Annotated in this window: 21 protein-coding genes and 4 tRNA genes; 17 read left to right on the forward strand and 8 right to left on the reverse strand. The window is 65.1% G+C overall.

Annotated features, from left to right (window positions below; all coding sequences use genetic code 11):
• Positions 1-259: 259 nt before the first annotated feature.
• Positions 260-2,752, reverse strand: a complete 2,493-nt coding sequence (locus ACPJXG_RS10035) for a hybrid sensor histidine kinase/response regulator (protein ID WP_425254126.1) — start codon at positions 2,750-2,752, stop codon at positions 260-262.
• 428 nt (positions 2,753-3,180) lie between these two features.
• On the opposite strand from ACPJXG_RS10035, the gene ACPJXG_RS10040 reads away from it, so the two are divergent.
• From ACPJXG_RS10040 to ACPJXG_RS10050, 3 genes are all read left to right on the forward strand, one after another.
• Positions 3,181-3,257 (forward strand) — tRNA-Arg (locus ACPJXG_RS10040).
• Between the two features lie 81 nt (positions 3,258-3,338).
• A tRNA-Arg gene (locus ACPJXG_RS10045) sits at positions 3,339-3,415 on the forward strand.
• A gap of 78 nt (positions 3,416-3,493) precedes the next feature.
• Positions 3,494-3,570 (forward strand) — tRNA-Arg (locus ACPJXG_RS10050).
• 69 nt (positions 3,571-3,639) lie between these two features.
• Here the strand turns inward: ACPJXG_RS10050 and ACPJXG_RS10055 are convergent.
• Positions 3,640-4,785, reverse strand: coding sequence for a NosD domain-containing protein (locus ACPJXG_RS10055; RefSeq protein ID WP_425254127.1), 1,146 nt, complete (start codon positions 4,783-4,785; stop codon positions 3,640-3,642).
• Positions 4,786-5,117: 332 nt separating this feature from the next.
• Here ACPJXG_RS10055 and ACPJXG_RS10060 point away from each other — a divergent pair.
• Positions 5,118-5,194: transfer RNA gene (locus ACPJXG_RS10060), tRNA-Arg, on the forward strand.
• Between the two features lie 55 nt (positions 5,195-5,249).
• Here the strand turns inward: ACPJXG_RS10060 and ACPJXG_RS10065 are convergent.
• Positions 5,250-6,125: a helix-turn-helix domain-containing protein gene (locus tag ACPJXG_RS10065; protein WP_219306909.1), complete on the reverse strand. Its 876-nt coding sequence runs from the start codon at positions 6,123-6,125 to the stop codon at positions 5,250-5,252.
• Positions 6,126-6,240: 115 nt separating this feature from the next.
• On the opposite strand from ACPJXG_RS10065, the gene ACPJXG_RS10070 reads away from it, so the two are divergent.
• Positions 6,241-7,200, forward strand: a complete 960-nt coding sequence (locus ACPJXG_RS10070) for a phytanoyl-CoA dioxygenase family protein (protein ID WP_425254128.1) — start codon at positions 6,241-6,243, stop codon at positions 7,198-7,200.
• Between the two features lie 82 nt (positions 7,201-7,282).
• A complete protein-coding gene (locus ACPJXG_RS10075; protein WP_035820051.1) occupies positions 7,283-8,428 on the forward strand; it encodes an alpha-hydroxy acid oxidase in 1,146 nt (381 codons plus the stop codon).
• Here the strand turns inward: ACPJXG_RS10075 and ACPJXG_RS10080 are convergent.
• The 3 genes from ACPJXG_RS10080 to ACPJXG_RS10090 are packed head-to-tail and all read right to left on the reverse strand — an operon-like array spanning position 8,425 to position 11,450.
• Entirely contained in the window at positions 8,425-9,087 is a 663-nt protein-coding gene (locus tag ACPJXG_RS10080) for a hypothetical protein (RefSeq protein ID WP_425254129.1), read from the reverse strand. The two genes, ACPJXG_RS10075 and ACPJXG_RS10080, sit on opposite strands and share 4 nt — an antisense overlap.
• A 9-nt stretch (positions 9,088-9,096) precedes the next feature.
• The gene (locus ACPJXG_RS10085; RefSeq protein WP_425254130.1) at positions 9,097-9,858 is read right to left on the reverse strand and encodes a lysostaphin resistance A-like protein; all 762 of its coding nucleotides are present in this window, start codon (positions 9,856-9,858) and stop codon (positions 9,097-9,099) included.
• An 8-nt stretch (positions 9,859-9,866) separates the two neighbouring features.
• Complete coding sequence (locus ACPJXG_RS10090; protein WP_425254131.1) at positions 9,867-11,450, reverse strand: diguanylate cyclase; 1,584 nt, start codon at positions 11,448-11,450, stop codon at positions 9,867-9,869.
• Positions 11,451-11,591: 141 nt separating this feature from the next.
• On the opposite strand from ACPJXG_RS10090, the gene ACPJXG_RS10095 reads away from it, so the two are divergent.
• The 7 genes from ACPJXG_RS10095 (at position 11,592) to ACPJXG_RS10125 (ending at position 16,483) form a co-directional block, all read left to right on the forward strand.
• Positions 11,592-12,155 (forward strand): GNAT family N-acetyltransferase, encoded by a 564-nt coding sequence (locus ACPJXG_RS10095; protein WP_425254132.1) that lies wholly within the window; start codon positions 11,592-11,594, stop codon positions 12,153-12,155.
• Entirely contained in the window at positions 12,152-12,499 is a 348-nt protein-coding gene (locus ACPJXG_RS10100; RefSeq protein WP_402718738.1) for an SMI1/KNR4 family protein, read from the forward strand. Before ACPJXG_RS10095 ends, ACPJXG_RS10100 begins: the two co-directional genes overlap by 4 nt.
• 15 nt (positions 12,500-12,514) lie before the next feature.
• The gene (locus ACPJXG_RS10105; protein ID WP_425254133.1) at positions 12,515-13,051 is read left to right on the forward strand and encodes a GNAT family N-acetyltransferase; all 537 of its coding nucleotides are present in this window, start codon (positions 12,515-12,517) and stop codon (positions 13,049-13,051) included.
• Positions 13,051-13,755, forward strand: a complete 705-nt coding sequence (locus ACPJXG_RS10110; RefSeq protein WP_425254134.1) for a response regulator transcription factor — start codon at positions 13,051-13,053, stop codon at positions 13,753-13,755. Before ACPJXG_RS10105 ends, ACPJXG_RS10110 begins: the two co-directional genes overlap by 1 nt.
• On the forward strand, positions 13,748-14,971 hold the full coding sequence (locus ACPJXG_RS10115) for a sensor histidine kinase (RefSeq protein ID WP_425254135.1): 1,224 nt from the start codon (positions 13,748-13,750) through the stop codon (positions 14,969-14,971). The genes ACPJXG_RS10110 and ACPJXG_RS10115 overlap by 8 nt, the downstream gene beginning before the upstream one ends.
• 72 nt (positions 14,972-15,043) lie before the next feature.
• A complete protein-coding gene (locus ACPJXG_RS10120) occupies positions 15,044-15,919 on the forward strand; it encodes an alpha/beta hydrolase family esterase (protein WP_425254136.1) in 876 nt (291 codons plus the stop codon).
• 60 nt (positions 15,920-15,979) lie between these two features.
• The gene (locus tag ACPJXG_RS10125) at positions 15,980-16,483 is read left to right on the forward strand and encodes a DUF1993 family protein (RefSeq protein WP_425254137.1); all 504 of its coding nucleotides are present in this window, start codon (positions 15,980-15,982) and stop codon (positions 16,481-16,483) included.
• Here ACPJXG_RS10125 and ACPJXG_RS10130 read toward each other — a convergent pair.
• Complete coding sequence (locus ACPJXG_RS10130; protein WP_425254138.1) at positions 16,480-18,303, reverse strand: ABC transporter ATP-binding protein; 1,824 nt, start codon at positions 18,301-18,303, stop codon at positions 16,480-16,482. The genes ACPJXG_RS10125 and ACPJXG_RS10130 overlap by 4 nt on opposite strands.
• Positions 18,296-20,173: an ABC transporter ATP-binding protein gene (locus ACPJXG_RS10135; protein WP_425254139.1), complete on the reverse strand. Its 1,878-nt coding sequence runs from the start codon at positions 20,171-20,173 to the stop codon at positions 18,296-18,298. The genes ACPJXG_RS10130 and ACPJXG_RS10135 overlap by 8 nt, the downstream gene beginning before the upstream one ends.
• A 151-nt stretch (positions 20,174-20,324) precedes the next feature.
• Between ACPJXG_RS10135 and ACPJXG_RS10140 the strand changes: the two genes are divergently transcribed.
• Genes ACPJXG_RS10140 through ACPJXG_RS10155 form a run of 4 tightly spaced genes read left to right on the forward strand, consistent with a single transcriptional unit; the run spans position 20,325 to position 24,095 of the window.
• Positions 20,325-21,281 carry an ABC transporter substrate-binding protein gene (locus tag ACPJXG_RS10140; RefSeq protein WP_402718730.1) on the forward strand — a complete coding sequence of 319 codons (957 nt, stop codon included), beginning with the start codon at positions 20,325-20,327 and terminating at the stop codon, positions 21,279-21,281.
• Positions 21,282-21,289: 8 nt separating this feature from the next.
• Entirely contained in the window at positions 21,290-22,261 is a 972-nt protein-coding gene (locus ACPJXG_RS10145; protein WP_402718729.1) for a FecCD family ABC transporter permease, read from the forward strand.
• The gene (locus ACPJXG_RS10150) at positions 22,258-23,307 is read left to right on the forward strand and encodes a FecCD family ABC transporter permease (RefSeq protein ID WP_425254140.1); all 1,050 of its coding nucleotides are present in this window, start codon (positions 22,258-22,260) and stop codon (positions 23,305-23,307) included. Before ACPJXG_RS10145 ends, ACPJXG_RS10150 begins: the two co-directional genes overlap by 4 nt.
• Positions 23,304-24,095: an ABC transporter ATP-binding protein gene (locus tag ACPJXG_RS10155; protein WP_425254141.1), complete on the forward strand. Its 792-nt coding sequence runs from the start codon at positions 23,304-23,306 to the stop codon at positions 24,093-24,095. Before ACPJXG_RS10150 ends, ACPJXG_RS10155 begins: the two co-directional genes overlap by 4 nt.
• The last annotated feature ends 136 nt before the right edge of the window (positions 24,096-24,231 follow it).

Raw genomic sequence — 24,231 nt, forward strand, 5'->3', positions numbered from 1 at the left:
ACGGCGCGGCTGGCGGCGGTCGGATGATAGTAGCGCCTTGCAACAAGATAGGGCGCACAACAGCGCATGAGCTCGCTTCTGTCGTCCTCGCCGGCCAAGGTCGCCGTCTCCAGCCTGCCGTGCAGGTGTGCTTCTGCATTTCAGTGTAGCAAACTTCAGCATAGTTGCTTGTAGGACAGTGCCGCGTCTGAAAGTAGGAAGGCTAACCCATGAAAATAGTCATTTTGTACTGCACTATGTATTTCTTTGCATCATCTTTTTAGGGCGGTGTTTTGCGCTCCGTGGCAGCGTGCGCAGCGGCCAGTTGCGCCACGGCCGTCACCAGCTCGGCCGGGTCGAGCGGTTTCGAGACCCAGGCCTGGAAGCCGCTGGCCAGCGCCCGCTGGCGATCCTGCGGTTGCGCGAACGCCGTCAGCGCCAGCGCGGGCAGCCGCGCCACATCGGGGGAAGCGTGTGCGCGCACTTGCGCCAGCAAGTCGAAACCGTCGGCGTCGGGCATGCCGATATCGCTGATCAGTACATCGGGGTGCACCTGCTCCAGCAGTTGCAGCGCTTGCGCCACGCTGCCGGCGCCGTGTACATCGGCGTTGTTGTCGCGCAGGATGCGTTCCGTCAGTTCACGCGCATCGGCTTCGTCATCGACCAGCAGCACCGTGACGCCGCGCAAGTCATGGCTGGCGGACGGGGCGTTGCCCGCCTGGCGCGCGGCAGCGGCAGGCGTCCCCAGCGGCAGGCGCACGGTAAAGCTGGCGCCCTGCATGTCGCCGGCGCTGCTGACGGCGACCGTGCCGCCATGCTGCTCCACCAGGTGCTTGACGATCGCCAGTCCCAGCCCCAGGCCGCCGTGCCGGCGCGTGGTCGAGGCGTCGGCCTGGCGGAAGCGGTCGAATACGTGGGGCAGGAAGTCTTTCTTGATGCCGACGCCGTTGTCGGCCACCGTGATGGCCAGGCGCGATGCTTCGCGGCGCAGGCCGATATCGACCCGGCCTCCTTGCGGCGTGAACTTCAGGGCATTCGACAGCAGGTTCCAGATCACTTGCTGAATACGGCTGGGGTCGCCCGTGATGTTGCCCGCGTCGCTGGCGATGCTGCTGTGGATGGCGATGTGCTTGGCGTCGGCCGCCGGGCGCAGGGTTTCGATGGCCGAGGCGATGATGCTGGCGGGCGCGAGGGTTTGCAGGTCGAGCAATACCTTGTCGGAGGTGATGCGGCTCATGTCGAGCAAGTCTTCGATCAGCTGCGCCTGTGCGCGCGCGTTGCGCTCGATGCTTTGCAGGCCGCGGTGCAGGTCGGCCTGGTCGCGCGTGCCGCGCCGCAGCACCTGAGCCCAGCCGAGGATGGCCGACAGCGGCGTGCGCAGTTCATGCGACAGGGTGGCGAGAAAATCGTCTTTCAACTGGTTCGTGCGCTCGGCCTCGGCGCGCGCCTCGCGTTCACTGTCGAGCAGCACCTTGCGCTCTTCGGCGGCGCGCGTGGCGGCCGCGTACAGGCGCGTATTGTCGAGCGCGACGGCGGCCTGGGCCGCGATGGCCGAGACGATGCGTTCGCTGCGCGCGCTGAACATGCCCGCCTGCGGATGGCCCAGCAGCAAGCGTCCCAGCATCAGGCCCGAGCGCGAGCTGATGGGCAGGCTCAGGCAACTGCGCAGCGGCGGTGCGCCGTCGGCGCTGGCGTCGGGCGCGGCCAGCAAGTCGTTCTGGCGCATGGGAGGGCCCTGGCGCAGTTCCGTGGCGATGGCCTCGGCCTGGTACAGGCTGATGCCGTTGACGGCGCGCGCCGACGGCAGGGGGGCGGCACCGTCGTGGAGCTCGCCCGCATCGTCATAATAGAAGGCGCCGAAGCGCGCGCCGCTGATGCGCGTGGCGGCATCGACGGTTTCCTGCAGCAGGGCCGGCAAGTCCAGGGTGCCGGCCAGGGCCGCGCCCGTGTTGTTGAGCAACTCGAGCACGCGCGTTTCATCGCGCAAGGCTTCCTGCGCGCGCTTGACCTGGTCGACGTCGGTGCTCGTGCCAAACCAGCGCAGCAACTGGCCACCGCGGTCGCGCACGGGATTGGCGCGCGTCAGGAACCAGCGGTACTGGCCGTTGGCGCCGCGGATGGGAAATTCCATTTCAAAGGGCGTGCCGTCGCGCAAGGCGGCCTTCCATGCGTGCAGCATGGGCGGCAAATGCTGCGCGTCATAGGCGATGCTCCAGCCGTCGCCCGCCATCTGTTCGGCGCTGGTGCCCGTGTAGTCGTGCCAGCGCTGGTTGTACCAGGCAATGGTGCCGTCGAAGCTGGCGATCCAGGCCAGTTGGGGGATGGAATTGGCCAGTGCGCGCAAGTCTTCCTCGCTGTGGCGCAAGCTTTCTTCGGTCGCCTTGCGCTGGCTGATGTCCTGGATGTACGTGGTCAAGCCGTCGCTGGAAGGGAAGATGCGCACTTCCAGCCAGCGCCCCAGCGGCGGATACAGCAGTTCAAAACTGCAACTGTGCTGCTGCGCCATGGCGCGCCGGTACTGCGTTTCCAGCTCGGTGCCCTGCAAGGCGGGACAGGCTTGCCACAAATTGTTGCCTGCCAGGCTGGCGCCAGGGGGACGCTGTGGTACAAGCATGTCGGCGCCGCGCGTATTGATATAACGGATGGTCCAGTCGCGGTCGAGCAGGCAGAAGCCGTCGGTGATGCCTTCCAGCAAGTTGGCCAGGCGCTCGTCGGAGAGGCTCAGCGGCGCTGATGGAGGCAGCAGATCTTGCGTGCGGTCAGGCTTGGCCATCGGAAATCCTGCAACAGTGAGTCTGCCGCACGGGCTCTTGCCTCGCCGGGCCGCCGCCGCTCAGCTCAGTTAAATGGGTCATGTTGGTCAATGCCCGCCGTCATGAATTGGGGAGGCACAAGCGCCCCTGTCTGGCTGGTATTGTAGCCCCAAGCGGCGCGGCGCCTCCGCACGCTTGCGCGCCGCTTGCAGATAGCACTGGACAGGCTGGAAAGCAGTCCCTATAATCCCGCTTCTTTCGAGACAGCAACTTCTCGATTCGCTGGAGGCTCCTGTGAAAGCGGAAGTGTCCATCGATAAAAAGGCGTGAGCTTTTTGGCAGTGAAAAGGTAGTCGATCATGCGGGGCGGTATTGCAGCAAAATCAGCTAAGCGATTGAAAAATCGAACTTTTCAAAGCGAAATGAATACGCTATAATGTTTGCCTGCGCGGCTGTAGCTCAGCTGGATAGAGTACTTGGCTACGAACCAAGGGGTCGTGGGTTCAATTCCTGCCAGCCGCACCAGAATACTGAAATCAGACTTTGCCTGGTTTTGTTGTACCAAGTTTCACCTCCATGTTGTTGATGGAATGTTGTAGAAGTTTTGCGGCTGTAGCTCAGCTGGATAGAGTACTTGGCTACGAACCAAGGGGTCGTGGGTTCAATTCCTGCCAGCCGCACCAGTATTGCCAAGATGGAGTTCGCTTCATCTTGATGAAAGTTTCAAGCTTCGCGCCGTCCGGCGAAGTGTGTCAGAGTTTGCGGCTGTAGCTCAGCTGGATAGAGTACTTGGCTACGAACCAAGGGGTCGTGGGTTCAATTCCTGCCAGCCGCACCAGTATCAGCAGTAAAGAAAAACCCGGAAAGTTCGCTTTCCGGGTTTTTTGCATTTCCGCCCGCGTCGCGCTTATGGCACGACATTGACCAGGTTGGACAGGCTCAGGATTTTACCCAGTGTCGCGCTATTCGCGCTGTGGCTGGGGTCCCTGTTAAGCGACAGGAATTTCCCTTCGTAATTCGAAATGCTGAGCGCCCCCGACATCATGCCGCCCGTCGTCAGCAAGGTTCCCAGCACCGTCGTGTACTTGCCCGCATTGCCCGGCACGCCGCCACCGACGAAGCTGCCTTCGTAAATGCTGCTGCTGATGATGGTATTGCTGTAGGTATTTGCTTTCAGGTTGATGCCATATTGCACCTGTTCGAAACGGGGCGCGATGATCGTGTTGTGGCTGAAATGGTCGACATCGATGCCGTTGAGCAGGCTTTCGAAGCCGATGTTGTAGAACTTGTTGCCGTTGAAGTAATCCGTCTGGTTCGGGCCTTTCTCTGCCCGCAAGCCCGTTTCGCCAGCGATGCGGCCACCTGTGAACGTGTTTTCATTGACCCAGTTCTTGCTGCCCGTGCTTTCCGTCGTCAGGTAGATGCCCACCGCGTTCTGGTACAGATAATTGAATTGCACCTTGTTGTACTGGGACCCCTTGGCGTTGCCATCGCCCGTAACCTTGATGCCATTTCTGAATCCCTCGATCCAGCGTGCATTCAGATTGGTATTGCTGGCATTGAGCAGGGTGACGCCAGAGCCGCTGTAGCTGCTGTAATCGGGCGTGGCGCTGGTCCAGCTCAGGCCGACGACTTTTTCCAGGTACACATCGTGCGTGTTTTCAACGATGAGGCCGTCGCCTGGCCCGAAAAACAGGGTGCCCAGCGACGTCAGGCGGATGCGCTTGTTCGCAGGCAGGCGCAGCGCGCCCTGGAATTTGTACTCGCCGGCATCGATCACCAGTTCCTGGCCGGATTTCAGCTTGCCGATGGCGGCGGTGACGGCCGGGGTATTGTTGTTCGATGCTTCCGACAGGCCGAACCATTTCGCGTGCAAGGCGCCACTGTAGGCGCGCTTGTACAGTTTGTTGCCGCTGAGAATAGCCGTGGCGCCGTCGGCATCGGTGGCGGAACCGGTGCCGGACAGGTAAAACAGGCCTTCGCGGCCCGTATCCGAGATGAACACCACGGGCGGCGGCGCCGCATCGCCTTGCAAGGCGCTGATGCTCATCATGGTCTGGGCCTGCACGGCTGGCGTCGCAAAGATTGCGGCGAAGGCGCATGCCGTTGCGAATGTGGAGAAGGTAAAGGTGGGGCGCATTATTTCCTCTGCATGGATGGATGGGACGGTTGGAATCTGTTTAATTATCTTAAATATAATACTATTAAATAACAGTGTTATATTTAGATGCTTAAAAAATATTTTCCGTATGCCAGCCAGTCGGTGCAGGTCGCGCGCGCTGTCGCGGCGCCTGGGTGGTGGTATCTCAGTTGTTATATCAATTGTGAAATATCGCGGCGGCGCCCTTTGCCATTCTGCAAAGCCCTGCTATAATCTTGTCTTAGGCGGCTGTAGCTCAGCTGGATAGAGTACTTGGCTACGAACCAAGGGGTCGTGGGTTCAATTCCTGCCAGCCGCACCAGAATATTGGGGGTCAGATTGTAAAATCTGATCCCCTTTTTCGTTTCCGAATGGATTTACGCTGTGCCTGTGGCGCCGCGCCGGTATTGCAGGCGAAACGCGCGCGGCGTGACGTGCCTGGCGGCGCGGAACTGGCGGTTGAAATGCGCGAGGTTGCGGTAGCCCGCCTCTTGCGCGATGACGGCGATGGCCAGATTGCTTTCGATTAGCTGTTGGCAGGCGCGGCCGATGCGCAGCCGCGCCAGGTATTCGCCCGGCGTGCAATGCGCGTGGCGCTTGAAACAGCGATGAAACGCGCCCAGCGACAGGGCCGCCCGCCGCGCCAGGGTTTCCAGGGCGATCTCTTCCCGGAAATGCGCGTGCATGTAGTCCAGCACGATAGCCATGCGCTGTTGCTGCCCATCGGCATGCACCGGCGCCAGCGCTTCCGACGCCAGCGGCTGCGCACTGCCATCGCCGGCCAGGTCCAGCAGCACGTCGAGCAGCAGCGGCAGGCGCTGCGGCACGGGCAGTTCATTGAGTTGCAGCAACCTGGCCGCGCTGCGGGCGCTCGTTGCCGGCGAAAAATGCAGGGCGGGGCCGGCGCGGCGCGCCAGTTGCCGCAAGCTGTGCAATTCCGGAAAGCAGGCGGCCAGCTGCTCCACCCATTCCAGCGAAAACCACACGACGACGGCCAGCATCGGCTGGGTGCTGTCGATGCGTTCGCTGGCCGACCACGTGTGCGGCAAATTCGGCCCCAGCAGCACCAGGTCGCCCGGTTCGAAGTCGCCCAGGTGGTCGCCGATGTAGCGTTGCCCCCGCGCATTGACCGTCAGGGTCAGCTCGAACTGCGGGTGGTAGTGCCAGAGGAAGGGAATGGCCTCGAGTTCGCGCCACAGCAAGCCCCAGGAGTGGCCCGTCGGGATCGTGACTTGTTCGAATAAAGGCGTCATTGTGACGTTTTGAGGTGGTGGATAGTCAGGATAGTATCAGTATTGGTTGCTGCGCACGCATTTTACGCGGCAATGTCGCAGCACAATCTGTCTCACACCAACACAGGAGACAGCGATGCAAGAAGACCGATACCAATACGGCGAAGACCGTCCCGGCAACCCGTCCGTGGCCTACACGGAACAGACCCAGTTGCGCGACATCCGGAAACAGCTGCCCCTGCGCGTGCTGTCCGACAGCGACTTTTTGCACTGGCAAACCTACGGTTACGTCATCGTCAAGGATGCCGTGTCGCCGCAACAGGTGCGCCGCACAACCGATTTCTTGTGGGAATTTCAAGGACTCGACCAGCATGACCCCGCCACCTGGAACCAGGACCAGTTGCGCGACCACTCCATGAAAGAGCTCAACGGTTCCGGCATGGTCGAGGCCTACCACAACCAGACCCTGTGGGATAACCGCCAGACCCAGCGCGTGTATGACGCCTTTGTCGACATCTGGGACCGCCAGGATTTGTGGGTAACCATCGACCGCGCCAACCTGAACACGCCGAACAATGGCAAGCGCAAGTTTGGCGGCTTCATCCACTGGGATGCCGATACGACGCTCGACCCGCTGCCCGTCAACGTGCAAGGCGTGCTGGCCCTGTCCGACACCTCGCCCGAGAGCGGCGGTTTCCAATGTTATCCGCAACTGTTCAACAACTTGCTGGCGTGGCGCAAGACCGTGCCGCTGGACCGCAACCCGTGGCAGCCGGACCTGGCGACGGTGCCGTACCCGATGGAATTCATCGCCATGAAGAAAGGGGAGTTGTTGATCTTTAATAGCTTGCTGGCGCATGGCATCCGCCCGAACACGTCGACGGACCAGGTGCGCCTGGCGCAATACATTTCCTTTACGCCCGCCCAGGAAGATAATCAATCCCTGCGCGACTGGCGGGTGCAAAGCTGGCGCGAGCGCAGCGCGCCGCAAGGCTATGCGTTTCCCGGCGACCCCGAGGAAAAGGAAAAGCTGCGCTATCCGCAGGCGCAGTTGACGGCGCTGGGCGAGAAGATCCTCGGCGCGCGCGACTGGTAAGTGTGGCGGCATTGCCTGTCGGATAGACAATTGCAGGCAAATGCACGATCATGGTTCGACTTGCCATCGACCGAGGAAACGCATGAGTATCATCACCTGCATCGAAGACTTGCGCGTGCTGGCCCAGAAACGGGTGCCGCGCATGTTTTACGACTACGCCGATTCTGGCTCCTGGACGGAATCGACGTACCGCGCCAACAACAGCGATTTCGCGAAGATCAAATTCCGCCAGCGCGTGGCCGTCAACCTGGAAAACCGCAGCCTGGCTTCGACCATGGTGGGGCAGCACGTATCGATGCCGGTGGCCCTGTCGCCGACGGGCTTGACGGGCATGCAGCATGCGGATGGTGAAATCCTCGCGGCCCAGGCGGCCGAGCGCTTCGGCGTGCCGTTCACTCTGTCGACCATGAGCATTTGCTCGATCGAGGACGTGGCGGCAAACACGACGAAACCGTTCTGGTTCCAGCTGTACGTGATGAAAGACCGCGAATTCATCAACCGCCTGATCGACCGCGCCAAGGCGGCCAAGTGCGGCGCACTGGTGTTGACCCTGGACTTGCAGGTGCTGGGCCAGCGCCACAAGGACTTGCGCAACGGCCTGTCGGCGCCGCCGAAATTGACGATTCCGAATATCCTCAACATGGCCACCAAGCCGCGCTGGGTGGCGGGCATGCTGGGCACGAAACGCCGCGGTTTTGGCAACATCGTCGGGCACGCCACGTCCGTCTCCGACATGTCGTCCTTGTCGGCCTGGACGCAGCAGCAGTTCGACCTGAGCCTGTCGTGGGCCGACGTGGAATGGATCAAGCAGCGCTGGGGCGGAAAACTCATCATCAAGGGCATCATGGACCCGGAAGACGCGCGCCTGGCCGTGGCAAGCGGCGCCGACGCGCTGATCGTCTCGAACCACGGCGGGCGCCAGCTCGACGGCGCGCAATCGTCGATCGAAGCCTTGCCGGCCATCGTCGACGCCGTCGGCAGCCAGATCGAAGTGCACATGGACGGCGGCATCCGCTCGGGCCAGGACGTGATCAAGGCCGTGGCGCTGGGCGCGAAAGGCGTGTACATCGGCCGCCCGTTTTTATACGGCCTGGGCGCCATGGGCGGGCCGGGCGTGACCAAATGCCTGGACATCATCCGCAACGAACTCGACCTGACGATGGCCTTTTGCGGCTTGCGCGACTTGCAGCAGGTGGATAAAAAGATCTTGCTGCCGGGGACGTTTTAAGCGGAGGCTGGCGCCAGCCTTTCCCACGGCTCGCGGAACGTGGCCGCATCGAGCGGCCGCGCATGCGGGTCGCCGGGCTGGAACAGGCCGCCGATCAGCATATCCTGGATGGCGCCCGTGAAACCGCCATACGCGGCGCGGCCCCACTGGCGTTGCGTGCGGGCGAAGACGACGGCGCCTTGCTGCGCAGCCAGTTGCGCCAGGGATAGGCGCAGGGCGGCGGCCGCATCCGGTCCCATGTTCGTGGCGATGGCGCACACCAGGCGCTGGCTGAACTGCAATGTCTTGCCCGCCCGGCCCAGCAGCGATTCATTGGCCAGGGCGAGGAAAAGATCGGGCGCCTGGTCGTCTTTTTCGCAGGTCGTCCACGAGGGTGCCCAGGCTTCCAGGCTCATGAAGCGCGCTTCCGTCGTGTCCGGCGTGTGCGTCCACCTGGCGTGCGATTTGCCGTCCCAGCCCAGGCGGCCAAAGGCAATCGGCTTGCCCTTGGGATTGTATTGATGGCTGCGTACGCCGGCCTTGCCCCGCGCGCTGGCTTGCGCCATGAGGCCATCGAGGCTGGCGGCAAACGGCGCCCACTGCGCCGCCTCCCACAGCGGCGCCGCACCGGGCGCGGCCAGCAGCAGGAAGACCTCGTAGTCACGTGAAAAAAACGCCATGCAGATTCCTTATGCTTGCAACAAGGCCGCCCGCTGGCTCGGCCGCAGCAAGTAGACGCCGTACAGGCACAAGGGCAGCACGGCCAGCAGGGCGATGTACGGCAAGATCGACGCGCCGTCTTCGGCCGGGTTGGGCAAGGTGGCCGTCACCAGCGCGTAATCCCACAGTCCATGCACGAGCACCATCGGCCAGATGGAGCGGGTGCGCAGGCGGATGGCCGCATAGCCGACGCCTTGCAGGGTGGCGGCCACGGCTTGCCACAAGGCGCCGCTGACGTCGCCCGTGGCCAGGCCGTTGGCCGTATGGGCCAGGCCGAACAGCGCCGAGGACATCAGGACGGCGGGCCAGACGGCGTAGCGGTCCAGCATGCCCTGCAGCAAGATGGCGCGGAACATCAGTTCTTCCGAGATGGCCACCAGCGCCGCATTGCAAGCGACGATCAGCAGCACGCGCGGCTGCGGCCAGCCGCCGGCCCAGGCCAGCAACAGCATCAGCAGCGCATACAGCAGGGGCGGCGAGACGAGCCACACTGTTTTCCATGGCTGCGGCGCGCACAGGCCCGCTGCGCGCGGCCGGCTTGACGCCAGCAGCAGCGCCAGCGCGAACAGGGCTGCCAGCGCCCACGACAGGCCGATACGGCCGGTGACGGCGGCGCCCGGCAAGGCGTAGCCGGCCGCTTCCAGCCAGCGGCCGCCCATGCTCAAGCCCAGCCAGACGGCCAGTGCGATGATGGCGACCGGCATGGTGAGGGTGATTTTTTTCCTGGACAAGATTGGCCTCATGCTACGGTTTCGCCGCTGCTGACGCGGTTGCGGCCCGTGTTTTTCGACTGGTACAGCAAGGCATCGGCTTCGCGTATCAGCTCGCTGCTGTCCGTGGGGCGGTCTTGGCCGGGCTGCAGCGTGGCCACGCCCAGGCTGACGGTCACGACACCGTTCGCGCTGGCCGCGTGGGGGATTTGCAGCGCTTCCACGGCTGCCCGGATGGCTTGCGCGACTTCCAGCGCGCCCGCCGCGCCGGTGCCAGGCATGATGACGGCGAACTCTTCGCCGCCGTAGCGGGCCGCCAGGTCTTCGGCCCGGCCGACGCAGCGCGCCACGGCGCCGGAAACCGCCTGCAGGCACGCGTCGCCCGCCACGTGGCCATATTGATCGTTGAATTTCTTGAAGAAATCCACGTCGAGCATGATCAGCGATACCGCGTGCCCGCTGCGCTGGGCGCGCTTGAGTTCATGCGCCAGGGTCTCGTCGAAACAGCGGCGGTTGGCCAGCCCCGTCAAGCCGTCCTGCGCCGCCCGCGCGGCCAGGTCGGCGTTGGCGTGCCGCAGCTCCGTCGTGGCCACGCGCAGGCTCGCTTCAATACGGTCGCGTACGGCAATCTGCCGCATCAGCTTGCGGAACAGGTAGACCAGCGCCGCGCCTGCCGCCAGCGACGCCAGCACGATTTGCATGCTCAAGCGCTGCCACTCGGCGAAGATGTCTTCCTTCGACAAGCCTGCCGCCACGATGACGGGAAAGCGTTCCAGGTGGCGATAGCTGTACAGCCGCTCGATTTCGTCCACCTTTGCCGTCATCATGGCCGTGCCCACCGGCCCTTTTTCGCGGTAGGCGCGCAAGAGTGCGCCCGACGAAATATCCATGCCGATGACATTGGGCTGGAACGGCCGGCGGTAGATCAAGGTGCCGTCGTCGAGGGCAAAGAACGCCGTGCCCGTCTTGCCAAGGTTGAGGCTGTCGTAGATGCGTTCGAAGGAGGCCAGCCCCAGGGTGACCAGCACCACGCCGGCAAAGGAGCCGTCCGCCGATTCCACCCGGCGCGACACGGGCAAGACCCATTGTCCGCTCGATTTGCTGCGCACGGGCGCGCTGATGCGGCTGCCCAGCTGCGCATGCGTCTGGTGATACGTAAAGTAATCGCGGTCTGCATTGTTGCCGTCCTGCCCGGCGCCGGACGAGCTGGCCAGCCAGTCTCCCTCGCTGTCAAAAATGAAGACGCCGGCAATTTCCACGATATTTTTCGATAGCTGCTGCAGATGCGATTGCAACCGCTCGCCGGTCGCGTCATTATTGCCTTCGTTGCGGATGTGCTCGCTAATATCTTCCAGCATCGCATCGGCAATTTCCAGTTCCATGTACGCTTGCGTCGCCAGGCCGCGCGCCATGTTTTCCGTCGCCGTGCTGGCCTCGCGCAGGCGGACCGCATGCGAAGACCAGACGATCCAGATGGTCATGCCTAGCAGCATGGCGCACATGCAAAAGAAGGCGATGCTGGCCCAGACGATCACCGGCCGTTTGTGCCGGCTCAAGACCTCGGGCTGCGCCGCGATGGCGTCGGTAGGTGCTGCGTCCTTTACTGCATGCATAGGCGAATCATGAAGTTGCATCAATGATATGGTCGAAAATATTGCCATAGTACATTAAAAGCACTGCCACAAAATTGCCACATCGTTATAGTTGCATGGAATAATAAGCATCACCCCTTTTGAACCTTGGATTGGAGTTGCATGGCCTACACGAAAACCCTCACCACTGAACGCCTGATCCTGCGCAAGCCGCAACCATCGGATGAGGCGGCCCTGTTCGCCGTGCATGCCGATCCTGAAGTGATGCGCTATTTCAGCGAACCACCGTGGACCGATGCCGGCCGCGCCGCGCGCCAGATTGCCGAGGACAGCGCCGCTTTCGAGAAAGAGGAATTCTTCCGCTTCGCCGTCGAGCTGAAGGCGACGGGCGAATACCTGGGCAGCTGCAGCCTGTTTTCCGAGCACCGCCAGAACCGCCGCGCCGAAATCGGCTACGCGCTGGGCCGTCCGTACTGGGGCAAGGGCTATATGCACGAAGCCTTGTCGGCGCTGCTGGAATACGCGTTCATCGAACGCGACCTGAACCGCCTGGAAGCCGATATCGACCCGCTCAACGCCGGCTCGGCCAGCGCCCTGGAACGCCAGGGTTTCAACAGGGAAGGTTTTTTGCCTGAACGCTGGATCGTCGGCGGCCACGTCAGCGATTCGGCCCTGTACGGCTTGCTGCGGCGTACGTGGGAAGCACGGCGCAAGGGCGCCGCGTGAGCCAGCAGGAGGTCGAAGCGCTCGAGCGCTGGCTGGGCTACGCCTTGCCGGCGCACTACCGGCGCTTTCTCGACGACTGGCAAGAGGAGATGCGCGGCGAGCAGGTAGTGCTGTATGGCGTGGAAAGCTTGCGGGAACGCAATGAAACGTATGAGACGCAGCAATTTTGCCCCGGCTACATGACCATCGGCGACGACAGCGGCGGGCGGGCCGTCATGCTGGCGCTCGATGGCGCCGACCGTGCCGTCTACCTGGTGGGGCATGGCTCGATGCAGCGCGACGATTTCGAGCTGGCCGCCGATGATTTCGCATCCTGGCTGGCCGCCGATTGCCCGCTCGCCTGAGGAGGATGCAAAGCAATGAAAGTTGTTGATTTACCCGTTTCCGACCATCCCCTGGTGACCTTGCGCCACCTGGAACGTAGCGACGCGCCCGCCTGGTATGCCTACCTGGCCGACCCTGCTGTCGTGGAACACACGAGCTGGAACTTGCGTTGCGTCGACGATCTGCAGGCCAATTTCGATGATTACGCATCGGCCGAAGCGTCTTCCTCCATCCGCCTGGCCGTGGTGCTGCGCGAGGGCGGCCAGCTGGTGGGCACGATCGGCTTCAATGCCATTTCCCCGCAGCATCGCACGGCGGAAATCGCCTACGACCTGGCACCCGCCGTCTGGGGGCAGGGCGTGGCCGCGTCCATCGCCGCGTCCGTCGTGGAGTGGGGCTTCCAGCACCTTGGCTTCCTGCGTATCCAGGCGACCGTGCTCGATAGCAATGAACGTTCGCTCCGCGTGCTGGAACGCTGCGCTTTCGAACGCGAAGGCTATCTGCGCTGCTACCGGCAAATTCGCGGAAGATCCGGCAATTTCTGGCTGTACGCGCGCATTGCCGGCGTGTGATGAATAAACTTTCCTTGAGCATACTGCTGGTGGAAGACCATCTGGCCATCGCGCGCCAGGTGCTCGACTTCCTCGACGGCCTGGGCTGGCAGACGGACCATGCGGGCACGGGCGCGCTGGCAGTGCAATTGGCCACGCGCAACAGCTATGACGTGGTGCTGCTGGACCTGAACCTGCCCGACATCGATGGCTTGCAAGTGTGCCGCGCCATCAAGGCGGGGGCGCCCAGCAATGTGCCGATTTTGATGCTGACGGCGCGCGATGCGTATGAAGACAAGGCGCGCGGATTTCGCGACGGCGCCGACGATTACCTGACCAAGCCGTTCGACTTGCGCGAAGTGGCCTTGCGCTGCGAAGCGCTGGCGCGCCGGCAGCAGCTGCATGTGCACCAGGAAATGCGCGTGGGCCCCTTCACCTTGCAGACGCGCGCAGGGCGCGCCCTGTTCGGCGACGTACCGCTGCCGCTGACGCAGACGGGTTTCAAGATATTGCTGCTGCTGTGCCGCGAGCATCCGCACGCCGTGTCGCGCTCGGCCTTGCTGCAACAGCTGTGGGGTAGCCAGCCGCCCGACAGCGACGCCCTGAAATCGCACATCTACGCGCTGCGCAAGCAATTGGAACTAGCTGGCGCGGCAGGCGCGCTGGTGACCATACCGCAGCTGGGCTACCGCCTTGCCTTCGATGCGGCGGCCAGCGATGGCTAAGTCGATCCGGCAGCGTTTGTTCGCCGCCCTGGCCGGCTTCACCATCTTGCTGTGCCTGTGCTACACGGGCCTGGCGCTGGTGATTGCCTACGTGACGGAAGACATGCTGGTGCAGCGCCTGCTCGAGCGCGAAGCGGCGGCCGTCAGCATGCGCTGGCAGCAGCACGGCAAGCTTACGCCGGCTGGCAGCGACCTCATCACGGTTTATGGCAGTTACCTTGACTTGCCTCAAGCAGTGCGTGCGCAAGTGCCGCCGTCTGCCCCGCGCGGCGAAGTGTTTACCACGACGGGCCAGCATTATCATGTACTGGCGCTGGACCTCGTAGCCGCTGGCCAGCCGCAGCGCAGCTATCTGCTGGCCGACGTGGCGCCCGTGCTGGTGGTGTCGCGCCTGACGCGGGAAGTGGGAGGTGTCGTCGCTGGCGTGGCCTTGACGCTGATCGCCCTGGCCTTGCTGCTGGCGTACTGGCTGGCGCGGCGCCTCGTGCTGCCCTTGCAGCGCCTGGCCCAGGAAGCGCGCCAGCTGGCGCCCGGCGGCGCCGTGCATTTCAGCGAGTGCGACCGCCCCGACGAGATCGGTTTCCTGGCGCGCCGCCTGGAAACCACCTTTGCCGAACTGCAGGCGGTGTTGCAGCGCGAACAGACTTTCACCCGCGACGTCAGCCATGAATTGCGCACGCCGCTGACCTTGATGCACAACACCCTGGCGCTGGCCCAGGCACAGCCCCTGGGCGGGAAGCAGCAGGCGCAGCTGCGGCAATCCACGGACGAAATGCGCGCCACCATCGACGTGCTGTTCGTGCTGGCACGGGCGGAACAGTTGCCGGGCGTAGCGGTGGAATTGCGCGGCTGCATCGAGCAATGCCTGCTGCGCCTGCTCGACGAACATCGCTGGGATGCCAGCCTGCTGGGCCTGGACTTGCCCGAGCGGCTGGAGGTGGTTGGCAACCCGCAACTGGTCATGTTGCTCATCAATAATTGCCTGGCGAATGCCCTGTTCCATGGCGGTCCCGATTGCCGCATCAGCATTGCGTTTGCGCAAGGTTGCCTGAGCATCGACAATACCGTGCAGCCGGGACAGCCTCGGCGCGTCCACGGCTTCGCGCATGGACAGAACCTGCTGCTGCGCCTGGCACAAGCCATGTGCTGGGAGATTGTTTTCCACCCCGGCGCGACGCGCTACCGTGTCGCCATCGTTCCTGCTCCGGCGCCATAAAGTCAGCGGATTTCACCGCGATTTCACCTGCCCCTGCTTATGCTGGCTGCTCTTTTACTTGAAGGGAAGCCCATGAAAATCGCCATCAGCCTGTTGCTCCTATCCTGCCTGTCCACTCCCGTGCTGGCCCAGGTGCAATCGTTGCAGCACAAGGAAGACAAGCGCCGCTACATCGTTTACACGCCGCCGTCTTACCAAAGCCAGCCGCAGCAAGCCTTTCCCGTCGTCTTCAATTTCCATGGCGGCGGCATGAGCATGGCGGAACAAATGCTGTACACACAGATGAACAGGACGGCCGAGCGGCACCAGTTCATCGTTGTGTATCCGCAAGGCATCAAGCAGGACTGGAACGTGGGTTTCGGCATGGATTACCTGGCGGGCACGGATGACGTCGGTTTTACGCAAGCGATATTGAGTAAACTCAAGCAGGATTACCGCATCGATGACAAAAGGATCTATGCGACGGGTCTGTCGCGCGGCGGTTTCTTTGCCCTGCGCCTGGCGGCCGAGCTGCCGCAGCAGTTCGCCGCCGTCGCCTCGGTGGGCGCGCCCATGCCGGAACCCGTGGTGCAGCATCACCAGAAAACGGACAAGGTCGGCATGCTGTTGATACAGGGCACGGCCGATAAGGTCGTGCTGTTTGAGGGCAAGGCCGCCAGCTACCTTTCGGCCCAAGGCACCTTCGATTACTGGCGCAAGCACAACGGTATCGAAGGTGCCGTGCAACCGGCGAGTCTGATCCCCGCCGTGCCAGGTGACGGTACGCAAGTGACGCATATGGCGCAGGGCAATGGCGCGCAGCAGGTGGCCTTGCTCACTGTCAAGGACGGCGGCCACACGTGGCCGGGCGCCGATGCCTTCAATATCGGCCTGCCCATCGGCAAGACCACGCGCGCCATCGATGCGAATGAAGTCATCTGGGAATTTTTCAGCCGGCACCGGCGCTAAGCTGTCGGGAACGCGGGTGCCTGTGGCACACTCTTGTCATATTGAATCTTGCACAAGGAAATGATGAGCACTCACCCCGTCACCATCTTTTACCGTTCCCTGGCGCAACTTTCCGCCATGCTCGACAAGACGGGCACTGCGCCGCAACTGCTGGCGGCGCGTCTGCACCCGGACATGCTGCCATTCGCCCAGCAGGTGCGCGCGGCCGTGAGCTTTTCCCTGCGCGGCTGCTGCCCGCTGGCGGGCCTGGACGTGGCCGATTTCAGAGCCGCCGCCAGCCTGCAGGAACAGGTCGCGCAGACCATGCGCTATCTCAAGGCCATTCCCGCAGAACGTTTTGACGGGCCGGGCGACCGCATCTGCCGCGACCGCGCCGGCTTTGCCGACATCGCGCTGCCCGCCGACGAGTATTTGAATTTATATATCCTGCCGAATTTCTACTTTCACTTCAGCATGGCGTATGCGATCGCCCGCAGCCAGGGAGCCGTCATCGGCAAGGGCGATTTCGACGGTTATCACGCGTACGCGCCGGGATTTTCGTTCGAAACGCGCGGCGGCGCCTAGTCCGCAGCGTCCGGCGCCATCGTGCTTTGCCCCTGCCACAGCCGGGCGTACAGGCCGCGCCGTTCAAGCAAGTCGTCATGGCGGCCCGATTCGCGCAGCTGGCCCATGTCGAACACGAGGATCTGGTCCGCATGGCGGATGGTGTTGAGACGGTGGGCGATCATGATCACGGTCTTGCCGCGCGCCAGGCGCGACAGCGCCTGCTGGATTTCGTGCTGAGCTTCGGGGTCGACCGAGGCGGTGGCTTCGTCGAGCAGCAGCACGGGCGCGTCGCGCAACAGCGCGCGCGCGATCGAGACGCGCTGGCGTTCGCCGCCGGACAGTTTTTGCCCGCCTTCGCCGACCGTGGTGTGGTAACCGTCGGGCAGGCGCCGCACGAAATCGTCGCAATATGCTTGCCGGCAGGCGTCGATGACGGCCGCATCGCTGGCGTGCGGGCGGCCGATGCGCACGTTTTCCAGGATGCTGCTGTCAAACAGCTGCACGTCCTGGAACACCACGCTGATGTGTTCATACAGGCGCCCGGTACCCAGCGCGCGCACATCCACGCCACCGAGCGTGATGCGGCCTTGCTGCGGATCGAAGAAGCGCGCCAGCAGGTGGATCAGCGTGCTCTTGCCGGCGCCGGACGGTCCGACGATGGCCGTCACGCTGCCTTGCGGCACGCGGAACGAAACATCGCGCAAGCCCCATGGCACGCCGGGCGCCGCCGCGTCGGCAGGGTAGCCGAAACTGACTTGCTCGAAGGCGATGGCATGGCCGGCTGGCGCCGGGCCGGGCCGTGCAGGATCCGGCTCGGGCATTTCGGGCTCGTCGAGCAGCGCCTGGATGCGCGCCTCGCTTTGCGCGGCCATGCGCAGCACGGTGAGGGTGGCGGCCGCGTCGAGCAGCGGTTCGAGCAGCTTGCAGGCAAGGATCAGGAACAGCAGCCAGATCCAGGCTGGCAAGAGGCCATCGTGCGCCAGCCAGGCGCCGCAGGCCAGCAACAGCACCAGGCCGCTTTCCAGGCACAGGCGGTACAGCTGCACGGGGCCGGCGCCCAGGGCTTCGACGCGCATGCTGCTCTGGCGCATCTCCTCGAAGCGTCCGTTGAGCTTGTCGAGCCAGCGTTGCGGGCTGTTGAACAGGCGCAAGGTGGTGATGCCGTTGACGAATTCGACCAGCAGGCCCGCCGTGTCGCGAAATTGCGCCTGTTTGCGCCGCCCGCTGCGGATGAACCAGCGCCGCGCGCCGTTCAGCAGCAGCAGCGCGGGCGCCAGCATCAGCGTCAGGCTGGCGGCCAGGCGCCAGTCCAGCCACGCCAGCGCGGCCAGGAAGGCCAGCGGCACGCTGACGGCGGTGATCAGGTCGGCAGTGACGTGGGTAAAGATGCTTTCGACGTTCTTGACGTCTTCCGACAGCACTTCGGCCAATTGGCCGGCGCGCCGGCGGCGCAACGTGCTCAGGGGCAACCGGCGCACCTTGTCGATGACGCGCTCTCGGTAGCCGCTGATCAGGTCATACGAACCGAGAAAGCACAGCAACTGGCCCAGGTAGGCGCACAGGAACTGGCCGCCCAGCAGCAGCGCCAGCACCAGCAGCAGTGCGCCGATGTCGCCGGGCGCGAAGCCGCTGCCGCCGGCGGCGCCGTGCAACCAGGCATAGGCCGCCAGGAAGGGCCCCAGCGCGAGCGCGCGCTCGAGGAAGCGCAGCGCCAGCCCCAGGTAAAAGGGACGCGCGGACTTGCCGCTGAGCTTGACGACCCTGCGCAGCATGCCGAGCGGACCGGCTTGCGCGCGTGCCGTCGCGGCGTCCTCGCCGGCGATGTCGATGTCATCCATGGATGCTCCGTCGTTGTGTTGCGTCGCCAGCGCCGCGCAGCACCCAGTTCTCGCAGGCCTGGTGGCGCCGCCACATGCCCTGGTACAGGGCGCTGCGCTGCAGCAGCGCGGCGTGCGTGCCGGCGTCGCAGACGCGGCCGCCGTCCATCAGCACCACTTGCTCGGCGTAGGCGATGGCGACCATGCGGTGGGCGATGACGAGCAAGGTCTTGTGCGGATAGGCCAGGCGCAATGCCTGGTAGAAGCGGTGCTCGCTGAGGTTGTCGGCGAAAGCCGTGGCTTCGTCGAGCAGCACGATGGGCGTGTCGGCCAGCAGCGCGCGGGCCACCGCCAGGCGCTGGCGCTCGCCGCCCGACAGGCGCAGGGCGCGCTCGCCCAGCTGGCTGTGATAGCCGTCCGGCAGCGCTTCGATGAAGGCGCTGGCCTGGGCCACCTCGGCGGCCTGGCGCACCATGGCTTCGCTGGCGCCGGGACGGGCCAGGCGCAGGTTGTCCAGCACGCTTCCCTGGAACAGGAAGGGGTCTTGCGCCGCCACGGCGATCAGGCCGCTGCGCTGGGCGTCCGGCAGCGCGTCCAGTGGCACGCCGTTGATGAGGATGCTGCCGCCATCGCAGGCGATCAGGCCGCCGAGCAGCCTGGCCACGGTCGACTTGCCCGCGCCGGACGGGCCGGTCAGCACGGTCATGCTGCCGGCTGGCAAGTGCAGCGCCACATCGTGCAGCACTTTCCGGCCCGCATAACTGAAGCTGACCGACTTGAAATCGACCTGCAGCGGTGCTTGCAGCGGCAGTTCCGGCCTGGGCGCGGGCGCCGCCATGGCCAGCAGGGGGCCGATGCGCGCCAGGCTGGCCTGCACCAGCTGGTAGTCCGACGAAAAGCTGGTCAGCTTGAACAGCGGCTTGAGCATGCCGGCGCCCAGCATCATGGCCAGCAGCAGACCGGACAGGCTGATCTGCCCCCGGCCATGCAGCCAGGCGCCCAGCGGCAGGATCAAAAAGGCGTTGGCGCTGAGCAGCACGGTAAACAGCGACCAGCCCGGCACGGTGCGGTGGGTGATGGTGCGGATCAGCGCGTAATAGTCGGCCAGCTGCCGGCGCATGTGCTGGAAGCTGCCGACGTCCTGGTTGAAGGCTTTCATGACGGGCATGTTGCGCAGGTATTCCACCAGCGTGGCGTTGAGCGTGGCGGCGGAGCGGGCGTGGCGGGCGAAATGGCCGCCCAGCTTGCGCAGCGGCAGCGCGGACGCCAGCGCGGCCAGCGGCACGGTGGCCAGCGCGGCCAGCGCCAGGCGCCAGTCGGTCCAGAACAGGGCCAGCGCGACGAACACGGGCGTGACCAGCGCCGCCAGGATTTCCACGCTGTGGTGGGCAATGAAGGATTCGAGCTGCTCCACGTCCTGCAGCACGGTTTGCTTGAGCTCGCCCGAACCATGTTGTTGCAGCCACAGCAGCGGCGCCCACGACAGCCGCCACACCAGCTGCTGGCGCACGCTGGAAAGCACCTGGTAGGCGGCACGGTGGCTCAGGTAGTAGGCGCTGGAATAGCACAGGTACTTGCCCAGCAAGGCGCCAGCCATCGCGCCGGCCAGCCGGTACAGTTCCGCGCCGGGCACCGGCGTGGCCATGGCCATGACCAGGTCGATGGCGCGATACAGTATCCAGTAGGGCAGCAGTTCGAAGGCGGCGCCGGCGACGGTCAGCAGCAGGGCCGCCGACAGGCGCCGCCGCTCCCCTCGCAGCAGGGAGAGCATGCCTGGCGTTGCTGGTGGCGTTGGCGTGGCGGCGTGGTTCATGTCGGCAAGATAGGCCTTGATGGCGGCTGTTGTGAGGCGATGGCCCCAGGATGCCGCCAGTGTGCGGCATCGCGGCACGCCTGCCTCCCCGTATCGGGTTGGCAGCTGCCCGCATCGGGAAACTCGGCGGCGCCGCTTTCGGGGCGTGATTTATTCCCGTTCCGGGTGGTGCGCCACGGCCGGGCGGCCTAGCATGGTGGCCTTTCAACCATGCAGGGGCGCCACGTCGATGAAAACACGACTGATTGCAATGACGATGCTGGGCGCCGCGCTGGCCGCCGGCGCGGCGCGGGCCGACCAATTCCCCGTCAGCGTTGGCGACGACCGCGGCAAGACGGTGGTGATCCCGAAGCAGCCGCGGACGGTGGCGTCGATTTCCTCGTTTGGCGCCGACCTGATGGGCGCCCTGGGACGCGACGTGGTCGGCATGTCGTCGATGGGCAACCGCAAGCCCGCCTACCTGGGCACGCGCGCCGCCGGGGCCGTCGACCTGGGCGCCGCCCACGAAACCAGCATGGAGCTGCTGACGGGACTCAAGCCCGACCTCACGATAGGCATCCGCACCTATACGGAAATGTTCGAGAAGAAATTCGAGGCGATCGGCAGCTTTGTCGCCTACGACCTGATCACGACCGGCAATTCGCGCTCGGCGGTGGCGTCGGCCTCGGCGGCGGCCGGCTTTGCCGCGCAGGGGCGCAAGCTCAACGAAGACTTCGACCGCAAGCTGAGCGAGGCCGGCAAGCGGGCGCCCGGCGGCGTGTCGGCCATCTTCATCTGGCACTGGGTCGACATTCTGTGGGTGCATTACGACCATTACATGACGGCCGACATGCTGCGCGCGCTGAAGGCGAAGAATGTGGCGGGCGCCAGTCCCACGCCGCAGCTGGTCAATCCGCACGCCAGGGTGATGAGCATGGAGCAACTGCTCAAGCTCAATCCCGACTATATCTTTTCTTTCCAGGCCGGCGACGCGCCAGTGCAGGCGCATCCCGTGTGGGCGCGCCTGAAGGCGGTCAGGAACGGCCATGCCTACCGTGTCGGCAACCAGTACGCCGAGGTGCATGGGCCGATCGCGCGCGAGATGGTGCTGGACGAGATGGCGCATCTGCTGTATCCGAGCGTCTTTCCCCTGCCGGCCGGCATACCGCAGGCGGCGCGCGCCCGGCCGCTGCGCTTCAAGCAATAGGCGGGGCGATGCTGAACGGACGCGCCGCCTGGATCGCCGCCGCCGCGCTGGCCATCATGGCGCTGGCCACGCTGCTGTCGCTGGCCCAGGGCGACGTGCGCATCGCGCCGGCCGAGCTGCTGGCCGCGCTGTGGCATGCCGACGGCTCGGAAAACGCCTTTATCGTGCGTGAACTGCGCTTGCCGCGCATCGCCGTCGGCCTGCTGGTGGGGGCGGCGCTGGGCATGGCGGGCGCCATCGTGCAGGCGGCCACGCGCAACCCGCTCGGCTCGCCCGACCTGATGGGCGTGAGCGCCGGCGCGGCGCTGACCATCGTCGCGGCCCACCTGCTGCTGGAACTGTCGACGGCGGGCATGGTGCTGATCGGCACCCTGGGCGGCGCGCTGGCGGCGGCCGTCACGGTCGTCATCGCGTGGAAGAGCCGCTTGCATCCCGTGCACCTGACCCTGGCGGGCATGAGCGTGGCGGTGTTTTGTTCGTCGGCCATCATGGTGTTCCTGGTGGCGGCGGCGAATGAAGCCAACGGCCTGTATTTCTGGCTGATCGGCGGACTGGCCGACCGCACGGCGGCGCACGCCGCGCAACTGGCGCCGTGGGTGCTGGGCGGACTGCTGCTGGGCATGCTGTTCGCGCGCCAGCTGAACATGCTCATGCTCGACGACGACAGCTGCCAGGCGCTGGGCGTGCCCGTGCTGCGCTGGCGCCTGCTGACGGGGCTGGCGGCCGTGATGCTGACGGCCGCCAGCGTGGCCGTGGCCGGCCCCATTGCCTTTGTCGGCCTGATGGTGCCGCACATCGTGCGCCTGTCGGCGGGGCCGCTGGCGGCCGACCATCGCGTGCTGCTGCCCTTGTGTGCGCTGGCCGGCGCGGCCATCGTCGCCCTGGCCGACGTGGCGGCGAAGGCGCAGGATATCCCCGTCGGCATCCTGACGGTGGCGCTGGGCGGTCCGCTGTTCGTGTATTTGATCGGCAAGCGGTGAACGCGCCCGCGTCGTCGCGCCGCCTGTGGCCGGCCCTGGCGCTGCTGGCGCTGGCCCTGGCGGCACTGTGCGCGCTGTCGCTGGCCAGCGGCGCTCTGCAGCTGGACCTGGCCCGGTTGTGGCAAGGCGTGACGGGGCAAGCGGGAAGCGATGCGTCGCTGGCGCGCGAACTGATTTATAACGTGCGCCTGCCGCGCACCTTGCTGGCGCTGGTGGTGGGCGTGCATTTCTCGCTCTCGGGCCTGATCCTGCAAACGGTGATCCGCAATCCGCTGGCCGACCCCGGCGTGGTCGGCGTTTCCGGCGGCGCCAGCCTGTTCGTCACCGGCTTCATCCTGCTGCTGGACTTTTTCAAGGCCGATGCGCAGCGCCTGGGACTGTCGCTGTCGCTGGACATGCTGCCGTTTGCCGCCTTTGCCGGCGGCGTGGCCACGGCGGGCCTGCTGCTGGCCCTGAGCTGGCGCGGACAGGTGCAGCCGATGCGCATGGCCCTGTATGGCGTGGCGCTCGGCGCGATCCTCAACGCGGCGGCGATGTGGATCGTCGTCGGCTGGGGCGGCGGACGCACGGAAACGACGATGCTGTGGCTGGCCGGCAGCCTGTACGGACGCGACATGGAGCACGTGCGCGCGGTATTGCCGTGGCTGCTGTGCGGCACGCTGGCGCTGTTGTGCATGCTGCGCCCGCTGGCCATGCTGCGCTTTTCCGACGACGTGGGCCGCTCGCTGGGCCTGGCCGTGCGTTTCTGGCGTCTGGCGGCGGTGTTGCTGGCGGTGGGGCTGGCTGCCAGTGCCGTGGCCGTCACGGGACCGGTCGGTTTTGTCGGACTGGTGGTGCCGCACCTGGCGCGCCAGCTGGTCGGCAGTTCCCTGCCGCGCCTGGTGCCTGCCACCGCCTTGTGCGGCGCCTGCCTGATGGTGGCCGCCGACTTGCTCGGACGGGTCGCCGCCGCGCCGCTGGAATTGCCGGCGGGCGCCGTCACCACCTTGCTTGGCATCCCCCTTTTTCTGGCGCTGCTGATGCGCGCCGACTGGAATCTGAAATGACCCTGGAAGCGCACCAACTGCAACTCGGCTACGGCCGCCACACGGTCGTGCCGGCCACTTCGCTGCGGCTGGAGCCGGGCGCGATCACTTGCCTGATCGGTCCCAACGGCTGCGGCAAGTCGACCCTGCTGCGCGGCCTGGCCGGATTGCAGGCGCCCCAGTCGGGCCATGTGGAACTCGACGGCAGGGCGCTGCCGTCCTGGCCGCCCAGGGCGCTGGCGCGCGCGCTGGCGGTGCTGCCGCAGTCGCCGACGGGACCGGATGGGCTGTCGGTGCTGCAACTGGTGCGGCACGGACGCTATCCGCACCAAGGGCTGTTCGGCGCGCTGCGCGCGCGCGACCATGCTGCCGTCGACTGGGCGCTGGAAGTGACGGGACTGGAATCGCTGCGCGGACGCATCCTGCAGACGCTGTCGGGCGGCGAGCGCCAGCGCGCGTGGATCGCCCTGGCGCTGGCGCAGCAGGCGCCGCTGTTGCTGCTCGACGAACCCACCACCTATCTCGACATCGGCCACCAGATCGAAGTCATGGAACTGCTGCGCACCCTCAACCGCGCGCACGGCATGACGATCGCCATGGTCCTGCATGACATCAACCAGGCCAGCCAGTATGCGGACCGGCTGCTGGTGATGCGCGCCGGGCGCATCGTCGCCAGCGGTGCGCCGGCCGAGGTGGTCTCGGCGGCGCTGCTGCGCGACACCTTCGGCATCGGCGTGGAGCTGGTGGCGCGCGAAGACCGCGGCCGCCGCTTTCCCTACAGCCTGCCGCTGACCCCAGTGGGCGCCTGACGCCGCTTTTTCCTGCCTTCCCCGTGACACCCCCCTCCAAAGAATGCTGATAGGGATAACCGCCTGCGCTTTCGGGTGGTTTCACTAAATGAGAATCAATATCATCTGCTGACTGACATCCGGCCTTTTGCCGGAT

It is taken from the genome of Janthinobacterium sp. NFX145 (assembly GCF_049810325.1).
Lineage (GTDB): Bacteria > Pseudomonadota > Gammaproteobacteria > Burkholderiales > Burkholderiaceae_D > Janthinobacterium > Janthinobacterium rivuli.